This is a genomic window from Luteimonas sp. MC1895 (assembly GCF_016457215.1).
In the GTDB taxonomy this organism is placed as follows: Bacteria; Pseudomonadota; Gammaproteobacteria; order Xanthomonadales; family Xanthomonadaceae; genus Luteimonas.
On sequence record NZ_JAEMDY010000004.1, the window covers coordinates 104,722 to 123,383 of the forward strand.

An 18,662-nucleotide genomic window follows, 5' to 3' on the forward strand; every position below is an offset into this window, starting at 1 on the left:
TAGGAAATCTTTGTTCCTGCATTCTGGCGGCTCGCCCATGTTGTTCCAGCACGTAGCCATTGCCGGCCTCGCCCACATCGACGCTCCGCGCCGGTTGTCCTCGGACGAGATCAACGCACGCCTGAAGCCGACGCTCGACCGCCTCGGAATCAAGACCGACGTCCTCAAGGACATCGCCGGCATCCATGCCCGGCGCCTGTGGGACGGCGACATGCTCGCCTCCGACGCCGCCACCCTGGCCGGCGTCAAGGCGCTGGCCGACGCCGGCATCGACCCGGACAAGGTCGGCCTGCTGGTCAACACCTCGGTCAGCCGCGACTACCTCGAGCCGTCCACGGCCTCGATCGTCAGCGGCAACCTCGGCCTGCCCGATACCTGCCAGAACTTCGACGTCGCCAACGCCTGCCTGGCCTTCATCAACGGCATGGACATCGCCAGCCGCATGATCGAGCGCGGCGAGATCGAGTACGCGCTCGTGGTGGACGGCGAAACCGCCGACCTCGCCTACGAGAAGACGATCGATCGCCTGACCCGCGCCGACGTCACCGACGAGGACTTCCGCAACGAACTGGCCACGCTGACCCTGGGCTCCGGCGCCGCCGCCATGGTGCTGGCGCGCGCCGAGCTGGCCCCGGGCGCCCCGCGCTACCGCGGCGGCGTGACCCGCGCGGCCACCGAGTGGAACAAGCTCTGCCGCGGCAACCTCGACGGCATGATCACCGACACCCGCACCCTGCTGATCGAAGGCATCAAGCTGGCCACCAAGACCTTCGAGGTCGCCAAGCACAAGCTGGGCTGGGTGGCGTCCGAACTCGACGAGTTCGTGATCCACCAGGTCAGCAAGGTGCACACCGCGGCCTTCACCAAGGCCATGGGCATCGACCCGAAGAAGGTCATGACCATCTTCGGCGAGCACGGCAACATCGGCCCGGCCTCGGTACCGATCGTGCTGAGCAAGCTGCGCGAGGAGGGCCGCCTGAAGAAGGGCAACCGCATCGCGCTGCTGGGCATCGGCTCGGGGCTGAACTGCTCGATGGCCGAAGTGGTCTGGTGACCACGCGGCAGTGATGCACGGGAGGGCCGGCTTGTCCGGCCCTTCGCCGTTCTGGGCGCACACTCACCGGAGGCTGGGCGGGACATGGAATTTGGTTTCGAGGTGCTGGCACTGCTGGCCCTGGCCGCCTTCGTGGCCGGCACCATCGACGCGCTCGCCGGTGGCGGCGGGCTGATCACGATCCCGGCGCTGATGGCCGCCGGCATCCCCCCGGTGCAGGCGATCGCCACCAACAAGCTGCAGTCGAGCTTCGGCACCACCAGCGCCGTGCTGGCCTTCGCGCGCCAGGGACGGATCGACTTCCGCCGCGTACTGTGGCCGGCCGTGGGGGCGTTCGCCGGCTCGGTCGGCGGCGCGATCGCGATCCAGCTGGTGGACCCCTCCTTCCTCGCCGGGCTGGTGCCGGTGCTGCTGGTGGCGATGGCGGCGTACTTCCTGCTCGGACCCAAGGCCAGCGAAGCCGAGCGCCACGCGCGCCTCGGCCATGCGGCCCTGGTCACGGTGATGTTCGCGCTGGGCTTCTACGACGGCTTCTTCGGCCCCGGTACCGGCTCGTTCATGGCCACGGTGCTGGTGGCGCTGTTCGGCATGGGCCTGGTCTCGGCCACCGCGCATACCAAGCTGCTCAACCTTGCCAGCAACGTCGCCGCCCTGGTCACCCTGGTCATCGGCGGCAAGGTGCTGTGGGTGGTGGGGCTGGTGATGGCGGTGGCCAGCATCGCCGGCGGCCAGCTCGGTGCCCACCTGGCCCTTGGAAAGGGAGGCGCGCGGCTGATCCGGCCCCTGCTGGTGGTGATGTCGCTGGCGCTGACAGCGAAGCTCCTGATGGAGCCGGGGAATCCGCTGGTGGCGTGGATCGAAGACGTGATGTTCTGAGGCGCACACGTCGGACGTGCATAGAAAGTCGAATAATTTGTACATGTCGCCGGCGACGTGTATAAAATTCGCGAATTCGTGTTCATAGGGTGCTTCTGGGATGCCGCTCCTTCCGCTGTCCGCCCTGGACCCGAACCGATTCGAGACCATCCCGATCTTCCGCCTGCTGGTCGAGGCGAACCGTCGGCTGGCCGAACTCAAGGGCGTCGCTGCCAGCATTCCCAACCAGAACATCCTCATCAATACCCTGACCTTGCAGGAGGCCCGGGACAGCTCCGCCATCGAGAACATCGTCACCACGCAGGATGACCTGTACCGCGACGAAGAGGCCAGCGACGCCGTCGGCACGGCGGTCAAGGAGGTCCTGCGCTATCGCCAGGCGCTGCGCGCCGGCCACGAACGCGTGAAGGCGACCGGCCTGCTTGCGCTCAACACCATCCTCGATGTGCAGGAACAGCTCGAGTGCAACCGTGCCGGCCTGCGCAAGCTGCCGGGGACGGGCCTGCGCGACGGCGCCGGACAGCTTGTCTACGAGCCACCGCAGGATGCCAACGACGTCCGCCGCCTGATGGGGGAGCTTGAACGCTTCATGCACGACGAGCCGCCCTTCGCCGTCGACCCGCTGGTGAAGATGGCGCTGATCCACCACCAGTTCGAAAGCATCCACCCGTTCTACGACGGCAACGGACGCACCGGGCGCATCGTCAACGTGCTGTACCTGGTGAAGGAAGGATTGCTCGAGATCCCGGTGCTGTACCTGAGCCGGCACATCGTGCGAACCAAGCCTGACTACTACCGCCTGCTGCAGTCGGTGCGCGACGACGATGCCTGGGAAGACTGGGTGCTCTACATGCTGGAGGCGGTCTCGGTGACCGCCGCCGAGACCATCGGCACCGTGCAGGCGATCAAGGTCCTGCTGCAGGACACCAAGCAGCACCTCCGCAGCGAATACCGGTTCTACAGCCAGGACCTGCTCAACAACCTGTTCAACCATCCCTACACCCGCGTGGAGTTCCTGCAGCGCGAGCTCGGCATCGCCCGCGCCACGGCCACGAAGTACCTGGACCAGCTGGCGCGCGATGGCGTGCTCGACAAGATCCGCGTGGGCCGCAACAACTACTACGTGAACCGGCCGCTGTTCGCCCTGCTCGGCCGCGACAGCGCGCCGGGGCCCGGCGCGTGACCTTGCCCATCAGCTTCCGGAGCGCGCGCGCATGCCGCTGAGCCTCAACGAGATCCGCGACCGCGCGCGTGCCTTTGCCCGCGAAATGGGACGGTGAAACCTCCGAGCGCGCCGAGGCGCAGAGCTTCTGGAACGACTTCTTCCAAGTGTTCGGCAAGAAGCGCCGCAGCGTGGCCGTGTACGAGCAGAAGGCGAAGCGTTTCACCGGCACCGCCAAGGGACGCATCGACCTGTTCTGGCCCGGCGTGATGCTGGCCGAGCACAAGAGCGCCGGCGTGGACCTGGACGCCGCCTTCGACCAGGCCACCGACTACTTCGCCGGCCTGCGCGAATCCGAGAAGCCGCAGTACATCCTGGTCAGCGATTTCCAGCGCTTCCGCCTGCATGACCTCGACGGCCGGGAGCCGCACGTGGAGTTCCCGCTGGCCGACCTGCACCGGGAGATCGGCCGCTTCGGCTTCATCAGCGGCTACCAGACGCGCACGTACAAGGAAGAAGACCCGGTCAACGTGCAGGCTGCCGAGCGCATGGGCCGCCTGTACGTCCGATCGTGGAATGCCAACTTGCCGACCGGGCGGCACGGGTCAGCCTCTGACTGCCAACGGCCAGGAGAGGCCATTGCCATTTCGCTGACGCGGAACCTCAAATCCCATACTCCGGCAATGCCACCTCATCACGGAAGTAGCGGCCCATCAGAATTCTCGGGAATACCGGAAGGCGCATCAGCAGGGTGGCGTAGTCGCGAATGCGCACGCCGTGTTCCGTTCTCGGCACGAATGAGGCCGCGAGGCTTTCCGCGTGCTTCTGCTTGCGGGCAACGGCTGCCTGCAGACGCTTCTGATACCCGGTGGTCGCTGCGGCGATGTCCCCTTCATGCCGGTGCAACTCGCCTGCCAGGATGTAGGCCTGCACCAGCGCGAAGCCAGCTCCTTCACCGGCGATGAGGGAAGGACAGGCCGCCGCGTCGCCAATCAAAGCGACCCGGTCCTTGGCCCATGCGTCCATGCGGATCTGGCTGATGCTGTCGAAGTAGATATCGTCCACCTGCTCGAGTGCCGACAGGATGCCGGCGGACTCCCAGCCGATGCCGGCCAGCGCATCGCGCAGCGCAGCCTTGCGCTCTGCATGGCTGGCGGGAATCCGTCCCTTGAGGTGCTCGTCCCGCAGCAGCACGAAGAAGAGCATCCGGTCGTCGCGCATCGGGAAGCGGGCCACGTACCGGCCCGGCGCCGTGTGCGCCACGTAGGTATTGGCGTTGCGAGGTCGATAGCCGGCGACTTCAAACGAAGCGACATGGCAGCCCATCGGATACTCGAAGTCCGCATCGGGTCCGAAGACGAGCTGGCGAACGCGCGAGTGCAGCCCGTCGGCACCGATCACAAGGTCGAGCTCCCGCGGTATCGAGTGCTCGAACTCGACCCGTACCTGCGTCCCGCCATCGTCGATCGCGGCGATGCTGTCGCCGAACAGTGTTTCCACCCGGGCATCCAGCGACGAGTAGATCGCCGCCGCGATGTCGGATCGCGCCAGCGTGGCCATGCGCCCGTTGGCGAGCTTCAACAGCACGCTGGAGGGGTACCCGCCCCGGGTTCGCCCCGCCCGGTCCACCATGCGCAGTTCGTCGGAGTGGTACTGCAGTTCCAGCAGCCTCGGGAGCAGGCCCATCCTTTCCACTGCGTCGTACCCAATGCCCCAGAGGTTGATCACGAATCCGCTGGTGCGCAGTTGGGGCGCACGCTCCACCAGCAATACGTCGTGGCCCAGCTTGCCCAGCCAGTAGGCGAGCGCCGTGCCTGCAATGCCGGCTCCATTGATGGCGATCTTCATTGACACCTTTCTCCCGGTGCCGCGCGCTGCCAGCGAAGCGCCGGCGGCGGCCATTGTCGCAGCGTTGACGCCCGCAGATCGAGGCGGAGAGGCATGCAGTGGACGAAGTGTCAGGAAGTCCGCTTCGGGTCGATAGCTGTCCTACCGACCTTCAGTACCGGTGCCTTTCTCGCTTGGTGCCTCAGCGAGAAAGCTCCCGCAGCAGGTCCTGGTGGAACCGCCCGGGGTCCTGGATATGCGGCGAATGCCCGAGGTCTTCGTATTCGACCAGCACGGCTCCCGGAATCGCCTCGGCCGTCCGGCGCCCCAGCGCCCGATAGTCGCCAAGCCTGGCCTGCACCTCCGGCGGTGCCGCTCCCTTGCCGAGCGCAGTCCGGTCGTGGACACCGATGAACAACGTGGTCGGAACACGCAGCAGGGGCAGTTCGTACACCACCGGTTGCCACATCAGCATGTCGAAGGTCAGCGCCTGGTGCCACGCCACGACCTCGCGGCCCGGGCCCGCATACATGCCGGCCTGCATCCTCGCCCAGCGCTCGAACTCCGGACGCCACTGTCCTGCGTAGTACACGGCGACCTGGTAGTCGCGAATGCTGTCGTAGGTGGTGCGGAGTTCCGATGCGTAGACCTGTTCCACTGGCTGGTAGGGCACGCCCTTTGCCTTCCAGTCTTCCAGCCCGATGGGGCCCACGAGGGCAAGGTGCTCGACGGCTTCCGGATACATCAGCGCGTAGCGCATCGCCAACATCCCGCCCATGGAATGTCCGACAACGACGCTGCGCTCGATCCCGAGGGAGGCCAGTAGGCCGTGCGTGTTGTGTGCAAGGCCGGCGAGCGCGTACTGGTAGCCCTCGGGCTTGCTGGACTTGCAGAAGCCCACCTGGTCGGGCGCGATCACGCGGTAGCCGGCGTCGGAAAGCGCGGTGATGGTGCGCTCCCATGTGGCGGCACAGAAGTTCTTGCCGTGCAGCAGCAGCGCTGTACGGCCGTTCGCCACGCCGGTTGCCGGCACATCGAGGTAGCTCATCTCGACCTGCCGGCGCTGCGAATCGAACGCGTGCGTGCGGATCGGGTGCGGATACTCGAAGCCTTCGAGTCGCGGGCCGTAGACGACGCCACCGTCCTCCGATGCGGCCGCCATGCCGGCCATGCCGAGCAGGCCGGCGAACAGGATGGCAGCACAGCCCAACCGGGACGCACGGGCACGGCCAGCTCGAGGACGGGCACCAGCGCCGGCGGTGATGCGGACGCGCCGCTTCACTGCGGGTCTCGCGGACAAGACGCGGCCGAGCGCTCGATCGCCTCCAGCACTTCATGCAGACCGACCGCATCGCCGAACCCCGGCGCAAGGCGCGTGCCCTCCCGGATGTCGCGCGCCACCAGGGCATACATGCGTGCGACGTTGCGCGCCATCGGCGCGTCCGGCCAGTCTGCGTAGGCCTCTGCGGGCGGCATGAGTTCGCCGAATTCCGTCGAATCACCCCGGCCGCCGCGGATCGCCAGCTGCACCAGCTGTGCATGCCCGGACGCACCGGTCACCTGGATGTCGCCTTCCGTGCCGTTGATCTCCCACAGCAGGTTGGTGTCGGCGGCGCGCGACATGCCGCCGCGGTAATGGATCGAGAACGCGGCGCCGCTCTCCAGCGCGCCGTGCACGAGCACCTGGTCGGGCGTGGTCCTGTTGATGGTCTCGCCGGTATCGGTGATGTGCGTCCGGGTGCGACGGTTGATCAGCCGCGCCGACAGGCTCGCGAAGCCACCCAGCACGTCGAAGAAACCGGCCAGCGTATGGCCGAGCGGAATGCTGAGCAGGGTCGCGCCGTTGCGCACGTCGTCGAGATAGGCGTGCGCGGCATCGGTCTGTCCGCCCCACTGGCCGCCGCTGCCGACCAGTGTTGTCGACAGCACCTCGCCGACGTAGCCGTCGGCGATCAGCCGGCGCAGGTGCTCGATCTCGGGTGCGACGCGCATCTGGGTGCCGACCGCGGCGACGACGCCGCGCGCCTCGGCCAGCGCGGCCAGTTCGCGCGCCTCTGCCAGCCCATTGCCCAGCGGCCATTCGCAGTAGACGTGCTTGCCGGCGTTCAAGGCCGCGGTGACCAGGGCGTGGTGGTGCGGCACCTTGACGGTGACGACCACCAGGTCGACCTCGGGCGAGTCCACCAGCGCCTGCGCGTTCTCGAAGGCATGCGGCAGGCCAAACGCTTCCGCGGCACGTTGCGCGCTGGCAAGGCTGGTGTTGGCGACGCCGATCACCTCGTAGTCGTCGGCCAGCGCCGCCAGGGCCGGCATGTGGGCCATCGCCGCCCAGTGGATGCCGGGGTTGAGGCCGATGATGCCGACGCGGATGCGCGTGTGCATGGTGTGCTCCTGCTGGTGGTCGCCGCGTGCGCTCAGTTCAATCCGCAGCACTTCTTGTATTTCTTCCCGCTGCCGCAGGGACATGCGTCGTTGCGCGCCGGCGACGCGTCGCGGCGGATCGGCGTGCGCGGGGTCAGCGCCTCCACGCGGTGGTGGTTGAGGTCGGCCATCATTGCGGGGATCCCGATCACGATGCCCAGCCGCTCGCGGTAATCGACCGGGGCCGCTTCGGCGGTGGGGTCCTCGGGGTCGATCACCTCGCCGCTGGCGAGCCGGTCGAGGGCGTCGAAGATCTCCTCGATCCAGTCGTGCGCGTCCAGCCACGCATCCCACTCGGCCTCGCGCAGCATCACCGCGGAGAAGAAGCCCTGGGCCCAGTCCGCGCCGACGTCGAGCTCGTCCTCGTGCAGCGCCTCCTCGCCGGTCAGCTCGGGATCTTCCGGCAGCCACATCAGTGGCGCGAGGTGGTCCGGCAGGTCGCTGTCGTCGTGGCGCACGCGCGCGGTGCACATGTTCAGGTGACCCTGCAGCAGGCGCTCGACGTCACCGGCCTCGTCCGCGCCGTCCCAGCGCGGCGGCTTGCCGCCCCAGACCACCGGCTGCCACTCCTCGGGCGGCACGGGCGACGGCGAAACCGCCAGCGCGGTCAGGAAGCCGTCCAGCGCCTCCAGGTTGAAGCCCTTGAACGGCACCGCGCGGCGGTCGAGCAGGTCGGCCAGGCGTTCGATGTCGGCTTCGTCGAGGTAGGGCGGGGCGGGCTGTCGGGACATGGGTCCTGCGGGGGCGGGGGGAGGTGGGTGCATGGTAGTCGCGCGGCGCGGCGCCGGGGCGTGGCGGGTTCGCGCGGGCGGGCGGCCTACAATGGCGGCCGTCCGTCCGCCAGGCCTCCGTGATGCAGTTTCCGGGCTATCCCGCCAATCCCCAGCGTTTCCAGGTCCGCCCCGGCATCTCGATGAGCTACCTCGACGAGGGCCCGCGCGACGGCGAGGTCGTGGTGATGCTCCACGGCAACCCGTCGTGGAGCTATTACTGGCGCACCCTGGTCGCGGGGCTGTCGGATCCGGCATCCGGCAAGGGCTACCGCTGCATCGTGCCCGACCACGTCGGCATGGGGCTGTCGGACAAGCCGGATGACGGCGCCGATGCACTCCCGCGCTACGACTACACCCTGCAGTCGCGGGTCGAGGATCTCTCGGCGCTGCTGGAACACCTCGGCATCGACGGCCCGGTCACCTTGGCCGTGCACGACTGGGGCGGAATGATCGGCTTTGGCTGGGCGCTGTCGCACCAGACGCAGGTGCAGCGGCTGGTGATCCTCAACACCGCCGCCTTCCCGATGCCCGGGGCCAAGGACATGCCCTGGCAGATCGCGCTGGGCCGCGACTACACCGTGGGCGAACTGGTCATCCGCGGTTTCAACGCCTTCTCGTCCGGCGCCTCGTGGCTGGGCGTACAGCGACGGATGCCGGCAGAGGTGCGCCGTGCCTACGTCGCGCCCTACGACAGCTGGAAGAACCGCATCTCGACCATCCGCTTCATGCAGGACATCCCGCTGTCGCCCAGGGACCGCGCCTGGCCGCTGCTGGAGGAATCCGGCCGGCGGCTGCACGAGTACGCCGGCCTGCCGGTGTTCATCGGCTGGGGGCTGAAGGATTTCGTCTTCGACCGCCATTTCCTGGAACGCTTCCAGGCGGAGCTGCCGCGCGCGGAGGTAATGGCCTTCGACGACGCCGGGCACTACGTGCTCGAAGACAAACACGAGGTGCTGGTGCCGGCGATCCGCGCGTTCCTGGACCGCCATCCGCTCCCGCCCCTGCAGGAGCAGCTATAGCTGCGATTGAGACGCCGCGGATCGCAGCTGTAGCTGCTCCTACAGGGTGGCGTGCCGCGGATCGCAGCTGCAGCGGCTCCTACAGGTTCCGGCCGGCCGCTAGGCGGCGATGGGTGGGGTGTCGTCGTCGTTCGGGGCGCTGTGGCCGTCGCGGTCGTTGGCCGCGGCGTCGCGCCAGATCCAGTCCGCCGGGCCCAGCGCCGGCAGGCCGTGGGCCGCGCGGGCGGTGTCGCACTGGCGGCTCGGCGCGCCGAACTCCCACGAGGCCGGCACGTCGCGGCAGGCCTGCGGGCGCACCGGGTGGATGCTGCAGCGGGAGCGGCGGCCGATGTCGGCATCCAGCGCGACGCAGCGCGGGCTCGAGCCGCCCGCGGTGCCGCGCATGGCGATCTCGTGGCTGCGCAGCGGAACGGTCAGCGCCGGCGGCACCTGCCCGCCCAGCGCAGGATCGGCCTCGGACCAGTGGAAGCTCACGCGGAAGTGGGCGCAGCAGGCACCGCAGCTCAGGCAGGGGTGGGGCATCGGCGGGGCCGGTGGGAACAGGGCGGAAGTTTTCCGCCAGCGGCCCCCGCGCGCAAGGGGTGCGGCGCTGTCAGCCCGCGGCGTCCAGCCCCTGCTGCCAGAAGTCCGCCTCCAGCCGCGACGCCGTGCGGAAGATGCCGACCAGCTCCGGGAAGCGCGCTTCGCTGGCATAGCGGCGGGCCAGGTCGTCCAGCCAGGCCTGGCCGGCCGCGCCGGCCTGCTGGAAGGCGTCGCCCGCGTATTCGGCGATCCAGTCGCGGTAGGGATGGTCGGCCGGGATCGCCTCGATGCCGTCGGGCACCAGCCGGCGGCCGATCTCGGCATAGCCCAGGGTGCAGGGGATCAGCGCCACCTGCAGGTCGAGCAGGTCGCCCGACATGCCCACGTCCAGCACGTAGCGGGTGTAGGCCACCGTGGCCTGCTGCTCCGCGGTCGCCTCGACGTCGGCGGCCGACAGGCCCCAGCGTTCGCATACGCGCAGGTGCAGGCCCATCTCGTCGAGGATCGCCGCCAGCCCGCCGCGGGCGGCCTGCATGTCGGCCAGGGTGCGGCTCTTGTACGCGGCCAGCGCATGCGCACGCGCGAACTGGATCAGGAACAGGTAGTCCTGCACCAGGTAGTTGCGGAACGCCGCCTGCGGCAGGCGGCCGTCGCCCAGGCCGCGGACGAAGGCGTGGTCGACGTAGGCGTTCCAGTCGTCGGCGGCGGCGGATTTCAGGCGCTCGAACAGCGACATGGCGGCACTCGGTGGACGCGGCGGCGCCGCAGGGGCCGGGGATTGTCGGCCATCGCGGCGGCCGGGGCCACGGCAGGCGCCACGGCAGGCGCATGAACCCGCGACGCCCAGCGGCGATAATCCCGGCATGACCGATGCCTGCAACATCGCCGCGGCCCTGCCGCGCATGGCCGCCGAGGCGCCCGACCGGATCGCCATGCGCTGCCCCGGGCGCGACGGACGCTACGACGTGGCGCTGAGCTATGGCGAACTCGACCGCCGCAGCGATGCCATCGCCGCCGGCCTGGCCGGTCGCGGCATCGCGCGCGGCAGCCGCGTGGTGGTGATGGTGCGGCCGACGCCGGCGTTCTTCCTGCTGATGTTCGCGCTGTTCAAGGCCGGCGCGGTGCCGGTGCTGGTCGATCCGGGCATCGACCGGCGCGCGCTGAAGCAATGCCTGGACGAGGCCGAGCCCCAGGCCTTCATCGGCGTGCCGCTGGCGATGTTCGCGCGCACGCTGCTGGGTTGGGCGAAGGCGGCCAGGCTGCGCATCACCACCGGGCGCCGCGCGCTGTTCGCCGACGGCACGCTGGAGCAGGTGGAACGCGCGGGCCACGGCGCCGGGCCGCAGCTCACCGCGACCGCGGCCGACGACGTCGCCGGGATCCTGTTCACCAGCGGCTCCACCGGCGTACCCAAGGGCGTGGTCTATCGCCATCGCCATTTCGTCGCCCAGGTGGACATGCTGCGCGCGGCCTTCGGCATCGCCGCCGGCGGCGTCGACCTGCCGACCTTCCCGCCGTTCGCGCTGTTCGATCCGGCGCTTGGCCTGACCTCGATCATCCCGGACATGGACCCCACGCGTCCGGCACAGGCCGATCCGCGGAAGCTGCACGCCGCGATCGAGCGCTTCGGCGTGACCCAGCTGTTCGGCTCGCCGGCGCTGATGCGCGTGCTGGCCGACCACGGGCAGCCGCTGCCGACGGTGACGCGCGTGACCTCGGCCGGTGCACCGGTGCCCGCCGCGGTGGTCGCGAAGATGCGCACGCTGCTGCCCGACGACGCGCAGCTCTGGACGCCGTATGGCGCCACCGAATGCCTGCCGGTGGCGGTGATCGAAGGCCGCGAGCTGGTCACCCTGCGCGCGCGCACCGAAGCCGGGGCCGGCACCTGCGTCGGCCGGCCGGTGCCGCCCAACGAGGTCCGGATCATCCGCATCACCGACGAGGCGATCACGGAGTGGTCGGACGCGCTCCTGGTGAAGCCGGGGCAGGTGGGCGAGATCACCGTGGCCGGTCCCAGCGCGACCGACAGCTACTTCCGCCGCGACGCGCAGACGCGGCTGGCCAAGATCCGCGAGCGGGTCGCGGTGGATCCGGGTGGCGGGAGTGGTGCGGGCGAGCGCATCGTCCACCGCATGGGCGACCTCGGCTGGTTCGACGCGGAAGGCCGGCTGTGGTTCTGCGGCCGCAAGTCGCACCGCGTGGTGACCGCGGCGGGCACGCTGTGCACCGAGCAGGTGGAGCCGGTGTTCGACACCCACCCCGACGTCCGCCGCACCGCCCTGGTCGGCATCGGCGAGCGTGGCGCGCAACGGCCATTGCTCTGCGTCGAGCTGAAGCCCGGGATCGCCAAGGCCGAACGGGCGCGGATCGCCGACGAACTGCGCCACATCGGCGAAGGCTTCGTGCATACCGCAGCCGTCGACAGCTTCGCCTTCCATCCCGCGTTTCCGGTCGACATCCGCCACAATGCGAAGATCGGCCGCGAGAAGCTGGCCGTCTGGGCCGCGCGCGAACGGCGCGCCGGCAGGGCATTCGAACCGGCCCGGGTGCCGGTCTGACGCAGCGAGGGGCGAAGTGCGGGTACTGGTCACCGGTGGCGGCGGGTTCCTGGGGCAGGCGCTGTGCCGCGGCCTGGTCGAACGCGGCCACGCGGTCTCGAGCTTCAACCGTGGGCACTATCCGCAGCTCGACGCGATCGGCGTGCGCCAGCTGCGCGGCGACCTGGCCGACCGCGACGCGGTGATCGCCGCCTGCGCCGGCATGGACGCGGTGCTGCACAACGCCGCCAAGGCCGGCGCCTGGGGCAGCTACGACAGCTACCACCGCGCCAACGTCATGGGCACCGGCAACGTGCTGGCCGGCTGCCGCGAGCACTTCGTGCCGAAGCTGGTGTACACCTCCACGCCCAGCGTGACGCATCGCGCCACCCATCCGGTCGAGGGCGGCACGGCCGACGCCGTGCCCTACGGCGAGGATCTCAAGGCGCCGTACGCGGCGACCAAGCTGATCGCCGAGAAGATCGTGCTGGCGGCCAACGACGCCACCCTGGCGACGATCGCCCTGCGCCCGCGGCTGATCTGGGGACCGGGCGACAACCAGCTGGTGCCGCGCCTGGCCGAGCGCGCGCGTGCCGGGCGCCTGCGCTTCGTCGGCGACGGGCTCAACCGCATCGACACCACCTACATCGACAACGCGGCGCAGGCGCACTTCGATGCGCTGCAACATCTGGACATCGGCGCCGCCTGCGCCGGCCGCGCCTACTTCATCAGCAACGGCGAGCCGATGGCGGTTCGCGACATCGTCAACGGCCTGCTGCGGGCGGTGGGTGCGCCCGAGGTCACCGCCACGGTGCCGTTCCCGGTGGCCTATGCGATCGGCGCGGCCTGCGAGACGGCCTGGCCGCTGCTGCGGCTGCGCTCGGAGCCGCCGCTGACCCGCTTCCTGGCCGAACAGCTCAGCACCACGCACTGGTACGACATGGGGCCGGCGACGCGCGATTTCGGCTATGTGCCGCGGGTGTCGATCGCCGAGGGGTTGCAGCGCCTGGCGGCGTCACGGGCCGGTGCCGGCACGGCCTGAGGACCAGACAGCCATCGCGCTGGGCGCCCCGGGCGGGCCGCTACAATGCGGCCATGGCCTCTTCCCCCTTTCCCCTGTCCGGCTTGAAGCCGCTGGCCGGCCGCGCGCTGGAGATGGCGCTCAACCGCGCGCTCGCCCTGGATGACGACACCCGCCAGGCGCTGTCGCGGCTGGACGGACGGCGTGTCGCGCTGCACCTGGCCGCGCCGCCGCTGGCGATGTCGATCCGCGTGGACGGCGAGGCCCTCCGCGTCGGACCGGCCGACGATGCCGCCGAGCCCGACCTGTCGGTGCGCACCACGCTGGGCGGCCTGCTGGGCCAGCTGCGCGGGATGCTCGCGGCCGGCGACGACTCGCACGCGACGCCCAGCGGACGCCTGCGCATCGAAGGCGACGCGGAGCTCGCGCGCGCGCTGCAGCGCCTGGCGCAGCGCTTCGATCCCGACTGGCAGCGGCCATTCGTCGCCGCCTTCGGCGACATCGTGGGCGTGCAGGTCGCCAGCGCCCTGGCCTCCGCGCTGAAGGGTGCGCGGCGCGCGGGCAGCGGACTGGCCGCCACCGCCGCCGAATACGTGGTGGAGGAGTCGCGTGACGTGGTCGGGCGCCTCGAGCTCGAGGCCTTCCACGACGACGTCGACGTGTTGCGCGACGACGTCGAACGCATGGCCGCGCGCGTCGCGCGGCTGGCCGCAGTCGCCGGGGGCGCGCGGTGAGGTCGGGACTGCATGCCCTGAAGATCGGGCGCGTCCTCCTCCGCTACCGCCTGCACACCCTCGCCGAAGGCACGCCGGCGGGCCGCTGGCTGTGGCTGCTGAGGCCGTTCGTGCCGCGCGCCACGCCCGAGGTGACGGACCTGCCGCGCGGGGCGCGCGTGCGCCTCGCCCTGCAGGAGCTGGGTCCGATCTTCGTCAAGTTCGGCCAGGTGCTGTCGACGCGCCGCGACCTGGTGCCGCCGGACATCGCCGACGAACTGGTGCGGCTGCAGGACCAGGTCGCGCCGTTCGACGGCGAGGTCGCGCGCGCCATCGTCGAGCGCGAGCTGGGCCGCCCGGTGACCGAGGCCTTTGCCGGCTTCGACACCGTGCCGCTGGCCTCGGCGTCGGTGGCCCAGGTGCATGCCGCCCTGCTGCCCGACGCCGCCGGCGGCGCCGCGCGCGCGGTGGTGGTGAAGGTGCTGCGTCCCGGCATCGCCGGGCGCATCGCCGCCGACATCCGGCTGCTGACCAGCATCGCCGCGTTCGTCGAGCGCACGCATCCCAACGCCGACAGGATCCGGCCGCGCGAAGTGGTGGACGAGGTCGCGACCACGCTCGCCGCGGAGCTCGACCTGCAGCGCGAGGGCGCCAACGCGTCGGTGCTGCGCCGCAACTGGGAGGGCTCGACCGACCTCTACGTGCCGGCGCCGGTGTGGTCGCACAGCACCGAGCGCATCCTCACGCTGGAGCGCGTCAGCGGTTTCCCGAGCGACGACCTGGCGGCGATCGAGGCCGCGGGCCTGGACCGCAAGCTGCTGGCCGCCAAGGCTGTGCGGGTGTTCTACACCCAGGTCTTCCGCGACAACTTCTTCCACGCCGATGCCCACGCCGGCAACATCTGGGTGGACGACGATCCGGCGCGGCGGATGAACCCGCGCTTCATCGCGCTCGATTTCGGCATCGTCGGCCAGCTTTCCGGCGACGACCAGTACTACCTCGCCGAAAACTTCATGGCGATCTTCAACAAGGACTACCGGCGCATCGCCGAGCTGCACGTGCAGGCCGGCTGGATGCCCTCGCACGTGCGCCTGGATGAACTGGAAGCGGCAGTGCGCGGCGTGTGTGAGCCGTATTTCACCCGGCCGCTGGCCGAGTTCTCGCTGGGCGAGGTGCTGCTGAAGCTGTTCCGCACCGCGCAGCGCTACCAGCTGACGCTGCAGCCGCAGCTGATCCTGCTGCAGAAGACCCTGCTCAACGTCGAGGGCGTCAGCCGGCACCTGGATCCGCAGATCGACATCTGGGCGGTGGCGCGGCCGGTGCTCGAACGCATCCTGGCCGAGCGTTACAGCCCCAAGCGGCTGGCCGGCGAGTTCCGCCGCCGCCTGCCCGAGCTGGCCACGCGCGCGCCGGAGATGCCCGGGCTGCTGCACGCCTGGCTGACCCAGCAGATCCAGGGCCGGCACCAGCTCGGCATGCGTTCCCCGGAGCTTGGCGAACTGGTGGAGGTGATGCGCGCCATGCAGCGCCGCACGGTGTCGGCGATCCTGGGCGTAGGGCTCTTGGTGGTCGCGGCCGTGCTGCACGGGCTGGACGCAGGCGGCCCGCGCCTGTGGTCGGTGCCCGTGGCCGCCTGGGTCGCCGCCGCCGGCGGCCTCTGGGCGGTCCTTGCCGCCCTCCCCCGGCGATGAGCACCCCGGCCTGCAACAGCGACAACAGCCGCGATGCCGAGTCGCCCGTCTGTAGGAGCGGCTACAGCCGCGATGGCGAGCCGCCGGCTGGTGCGATCGCGGCTGTAGCCGCTCCTACAGAGGCGGCGGCTCTTCCGGTCCTCCACCTCGAAGGCGGTTTCGCGGTGGTCAACAAGCCCGCCCGCCTCATGGTCCACGACAGCAAGCTCGCGCGCGGCGAGGACGACTTCGCCACCGACCGCCTGCGCGCGCAGTTCGGCCGCCCGATCCACCTCGTGCACCGCCTGGACCGCGCCACCAGCGGCTGCCTGCTGCTGGCCTTCGACCGCGAGACGGCGTCGACGCTGGGCAAGTCGCTGATGGCGGGCGAGGTCGACAAGGCCTATCTCGCGATCTGCCGCGGCTGGCCGGCGGAGGCGGCGTTCACCGTCGACCATCCGCTCGACGGTGGCCCGGGCAAGCCGCAGAAGAAGCCCGCGGTCACCCGCTTCGAGCGCCTGGCGACCGCCGAGCTGCCGATCCCCTCGGCCGGCTTCGAGACCTCGCGTTACGCGCTGCTGCGCGCCTGGCCGCAGACCGGACGCTTCCGCCAGATCCGCCGCCACCTCAAGCACCTGTCGCACCACCTGGTCGGCGACACCAGCCACGGCGACGGCCGCCACAACCGCAGCTTCCGCATGCTCGGCATCCACCGCATGCTGCTGCATGCGGAGCAACTGGCGTTTCCGCATCCGCAGGACCCGGCGCGCCGCGTGCACGTCACCGCGCCGCCCGACGCGGAATTCGCGCGTGCGCTGGCATTCTTCGCGCCTAAGCAGGACGCCTGACGGCTGCCACACCCGAACGCCATGACCACCACGCCGCCTGCCATCGCCATTCCCGAGGACGAACTCGTCGAGCGCTTCGTGCGCGCGTCGGGACCGGGCGGGCAGAACGTCAACAAGGTCGCGACCGCGGTCGAGCTGCGCTTCGACATCGCCAACTCGCCCTCGCTGCCCGAGGCGGTGCGTGAGCGCCTGCTCGCCAAACGCGATCGTCGCCTCACCGACGACGGTGTGCTGGTGCTGAACGCGCAGCGGTTCCGCACCCAGGACCGCAACCGCCAGGATGCACGCGAGCGGCTGGCGGCCTTCATCGAGTCCGGCCGCACGGCGCCGAAGAAGCGCGTGGCGACCAGGCCCAGTCGCGCCGCCAAGGCCCGGCGCATGGATGCCAAGCGCGAGCGCAGTACGATCAAGCGCGGGCGCAACGTGCGCGACTGGGACTGAGACGGCAGGACACATGAGGGAACCCGGCGATGACATCCTTCCGGTGCTGCCGCCGAACGTGCCGCGCCTGCGGCCAAACCGGTTCGCGCGCTGGTTCGGCCGCGGGATCCTCCTTCTCGGAGGCTGGCGCGTGGTCGGTGAATTCCCCGACGTGCCGCGCGTGGTGCTGATCGCGGCGCCGCATTCGTCGAACTGGGACGGCGTCTGGGGCCTTGCGGTGAAGCTGGGCCTGGGCCTCGACATCAGGATCCTGGGCAAGCGCGAACTGTTCTGGTGGCCGCTGTCGCGGCTGCTGCATGCGCTGGGGGTGATCGCGGTCGACCGCAGCCGCTCGGCCGGCGTGGTGGAACAGGTGGCGGAGATGATCCGCGGCCGCGAGCGCCTCTGGTTTGGGCTGGCGCCCGAGGGCACGCGCAAGCCGGTGGAGCACTGGAAGAGCGGCTTCCTCAAGATCGCGCGCGCGGCCGAGGTGCCGGTGCTGCCGGTGTACTTCCACTATCCCGACCGGGTCATCGGGATCGGCCCGCTGTTCCACGTCGGTGACGACACCGGGGCCGACATGCGCCGCATCCGCGCGTGGTACCGGCCGTGGCGGGGACGCAACCACGGCGTCGACTGATGGACCATGCACGCAGGCGCCGCGCGGCGGCGATGCGGGAGGAGAGGAGATGGACATGCGAAGGCTTGCGGGTGGGCTCATCGCCGCCCTGTTCGGGCTGGGGCTCGGTGGCTGCGCTACGGGCGCGGGTGCCCCGCCAGGGCCGGGCGAGGATGCGGACGCCAGCGGCGCCGCGACCGCTGCTGCGGTCCGGCCGGTGCTGGCCATCCACGGCGGTGCCGGGGTGGTGCGCGCGGGCCTGGGCCAAGCCGACCAGGCCGCGGCACGCGCGGCGCTCGAACGCGCGCTGCGTGCCGGCCACGCAAGGCTGGCCGATGGCGCGCCGGCACTCGATGCGGTGACCGCGGCGATCACCGTGCTCGAGGACGATCCGGCCTTCAACGCGGGTCGCGGCGCGGTGTTCACCCACGATGGACGCAACGAGCTCGACGCCTCGCTGATGGACGGGCGGGACGGTCGCGCCGGCGCGGTCGCCGGGGTGCAGCGCGTGCGCAACCCGATCCTGCTGGCGCGCGCGGTGATGGAGCACTCGCCGCACGTGATGCTGGCCGGCGCGGGCGCGGAGGCCTTTGCCGAGGCGCAGGGGATCGAGCGCGTGGACCCCGCGTACTTTAGGACCGAGCGGCGCTGGGAGCAGCTGCAGCGCGCGCTGCGCAGGGAGGCGGCGGAAGGCACCGAAGCCGGAGCGCAGGAGGCGTCGGGCGACGAGCCGGCGTACTTCGGCACCGTCGGTGCGGTGGCCCTCGATGCCGCCGGCCATCTCGCGGCCGGAACCTCGACCGGCGGCATGACCAACAAGCGCTGGGGCCGGATCGGCGACGCGCCGATCATCGGCGCCGGGACCTGGGCCGATGCCGGCTGTGCGGTCTCGGGCACGGGCTGGGGCGAGTTCTACATCCGCACCGCGGCGGCGCACGAGATCTGCGCGCGGGTCCGCCATCGCGGCGAGCCTGTCGCGGTCGCCGCCGGGGCGGTGATCAACGGCGAGGTCGTGCGTGCCGGCGGGGATGGCGGCGCGATCGCCCTGGACGCCGACGGCAACGTCGCCTTCCCCTTCAACACCGAGGGCATGTACCGCGGCTGGATCGGCGCCGACGGCGTGCCGCACGTGGCGGTCTTCGCGGACGAGGCCTTGCCGCTGCCGCAGTACTGAGGTTTT

At 70.6% G+C, this 18,662-nt stretch carries 19 protein-coding genes; 12 read left to right on the top strand and 7 right to left on the bottom strand.

Annotated features, from left to right (window positions below; all coding sequences use genetic code 11):
- Nucleotides 1–37 precede the first annotated feature (37 nt).
- From JG616_RS10950 to JG616_RS10960, 3 genes are all read left to right on the top strand, one after another.
- Nucleotides 38–1,054 carry a 3-oxoacyl-ACP synthase III gene (locus JG616_RS10950; RefSeq protein WP_199362977.1) on the top strand — a complete coding sequence of 339 codons (1,017 nt, stop codon included), beginning with the start codon at nucleotides 38–40 and terminating at the stop codon, nucleotides 1,052–1,054.
- An 84-nt stretch (nucleotides 1,055–1,138) separates the two neighbouring features.
- The gene (locus JG616_RS10955) at nucleotides 1,139–1,930 is read left to right on the top strand and encodes a TSUP family transporter (RefSeq protein WP_199362976.1); all 792 of its coding nucleotides are present in this window, start codon (nucleotides 1,139–1,141) and stop codon (nucleotides 1,928–1,930) included.
- A gap of 100 nt (nucleotides 1,931–2,030) precedes the next feature.
- Nucleotides 2,031–3,113: a Fic family protein gene (locus JG616_RS10960; RefSeq protein ID WP_199362975.1), complete on the top strand. Its 1,083-nt coding sequence runs from the start codon at nucleotides 2,031–2,033 to the stop codon at nucleotides 3,111–3,113.
- 44 nt (nucleotides 3,114–3,157) lie between these two features.
- Here the strand turns inward: JG616_RS10960 and JG616_RS10965 are convergent, their stop codons facing one another.
- The 5 genes from JG616_RS10965 to JG616_RS10985 form a co-directional block, all read right to left on the bottom strand.
- On the bottom strand, nucleotides 3,158–3,694 hold the full coding sequence (locus JG616_RS10965; RefSeq protein ID WP_199362974.1) for a hypothetical protein: 537 nt from the start codon (nucleotides 3,692–3,694) through the stop codon (nucleotides 3,158–3,160).
- A gap of 61 nt (nucleotides 3,695–3,755) precedes the next feature.
- Nucleotides 3,756–4,940: an FAD-binding domain gene (locus JG616_RS10970; protein ID WP_199392589.1), complete on the bottom strand. Its 1,185-nt coding sequence runs from the start codon at nucleotides 4,938–4,940 to the stop codon at nucleotides 3,756–3,758.
- Nucleotides 4,941–5,121: 181 nt separating this feature from the next.
- A complete protein-coding gene (locus tag JG616_RS10975) occupies nucleotides 5,122–6,090 on the bottom strand; it encodes an alpha/beta hydrolase (RefSeq protein ID WP_199363121.1) in 969 nt (322 codons plus the stop codon).
- 107 nt (nucleotides 6,091–6,197) lie between these two features.
- Entirely contained in the window at nucleotides 6,198–7,301 is a 1,104-nt protein-coding gene (locus tag JG616_RS10980; RefSeq protein ID WP_199362972.1) for a Gfo/Idh/MocA family oxidoreductase, read from the bottom strand.
- 32 nt (nucleotides 7,302–7,333) lie between these two features.
- A complete protein-coding gene (locus tag JG616_RS10985) occupies nucleotides 7,334–8,071 on the bottom strand; it encodes a UPF0149 family protein (protein ID WP_199362971.1) in 738 nt (245 codons plus the stop codon).
- A 122-nt stretch (nucleotides 8,072–8,193) separates the two neighbouring features.
- On the opposite strand from JG616_RS10985, the gene JG616_RS10990 reads away from it, so the two are divergent.
- Nucleotides 8,194–9,132, top strand: a complete 939-nt coding sequence (locus JG616_RS10990) for an alpha/beta fold hydrolase (protein ID WP_199363120.1) — start codon at nucleotides 8,194–8,196, stop codon at nucleotides 9,130–9,132.
- 99 nt (nucleotides 9,133–9,231) lie between these two features.
- Here the strand turns inward: JG616_RS10990 and JG616_RS10995 are convergent, their stop codons facing one another.
- Nucleotides 9,232–9,654: a YkgJ family cysteine cluster protein gene (locus JG616_RS10995; protein WP_199362970.1), complete on the bottom strand. Its 423-nt coding sequence runs from the start codon at nucleotides 9,652–9,654 to the stop codon at nucleotides 9,232–9,234.
- Between the two features lie 70 nt (nucleotides 9,655–9,724).
- The gene (locus JG616_RS11000; RefSeq protein ID WP_199362969.1) at nucleotides 9,725–10,390 is read right to left on the bottom strand and encodes a TenA family protein; all 666 of its coding nucleotides are present in this window, start codon (nucleotides 10,388–10,390) and stop codon (nucleotides 9,725–9,727) included.
- A gap of 127 nt (nucleotides 10,391–10,517) precedes the next feature.
- Between JG616_RS11000 and oleC the strand changes: the two genes are divergently transcribed.
- From oleC to JG616_RS11040, 8 genes are read left to right on the top strand one after another with little or no spacing between them, the layout of a single operon-like run.
- A complete protein-coding gene (gene oleC / locus JG616_RS11005; protein ID WP_199392590.1) occupies nucleotides 10,518–12,212 on the top strand; it encodes an olefin beta-lactone synthetase in 1,695 nt (564 codons plus the stop codon).
- A 16-nt stretch (nucleotides 12,213–12,228) separates the two neighbouring features.
- Nucleotides 12,229–13,233, top strand: a complete 1,005-nt coding sequence (oleD, locus tag JG616_RS11010; protein ID WP_199362967.1) for a 2-alkyl-3-oxoalkanoate reductase — start codon at nucleotides 12,229–12,231, stop codon at nucleotides 13,231–13,233.
- A gap of 53 nt (nucleotides 13,234–13,286) precedes the next feature.
- Entirely contained in the window at nucleotides 13,287–13,946 is a 660-nt protein-coding gene (locus JG616_RS11015) for an SCP2 sterol-binding domain-containing protein (protein WP_199362966.1), read from the top strand.
- A complete protein-coding gene (gene ubiB, locus JG616_RS11020) occupies nucleotides 13,943–15,616 on the top strand; it encodes a ubiquinone biosynthesis regulatory protein kinase UbiB (protein ID WP_199392591.1) in 1,674 nt (557 codons plus the stop codon). Before JG616_RS11015 ends, ubiB begins: the two co-directional genes overlap by 4 nt.
- Complete coding sequence (locus tag JG616_RS11025; RefSeq protein WP_199392592.1) at nucleotides 15,613–16,443, top strand: pseudouridine synthase; 831 nt, start codon at nucleotides 15,613–15,615, stop codon at nucleotides 16,441–16,443. The genes ubiB and JG616_RS11025 overlap by 4 nt, the downstream gene beginning before the upstream one ends.
- A 21-nt stretch (nucleotides 16,444–16,464) precedes the next feature.
- Nucleotides 16,465–16,884, top strand: a complete 420-nt coding sequence (arfB, locus tag JG616_RS11030; protein ID WP_199362963.1) for an alternative ribosome rescue aminoacyl-tRNA hydrolase ArfB — start codon at nucleotides 16,465–16,467, stop codon at nucleotides 16,882–16,884.
- 13 nt (nucleotides 16,885–16,897) lie between these two features.
- Nucleotides 16,898–17,503, top strand: a complete 606-nt coding sequence (locus tag JG616_RS11035; protein WP_199392593.1) for a lysophospholipid acyltransferase family protein — start codon at nucleotides 16,898–16,900, stop codon at nucleotides 17,501–17,503.
- 55 nt (nucleotides 17,504–17,558) lie between these two features.
- A complete protein-coding gene (locus tag JG616_RS11040) occupies nucleotides 17,559–18,656 on the top strand; it encodes an isoaspartyl peptidase/L-asparaginase (protein ID WP_199392594.1) in 1,098 nt (365 codons plus the stop codon).
- The last annotated feature ends 6 nt before the right edge of the window (nucleotides 18,657–18,662 follow it).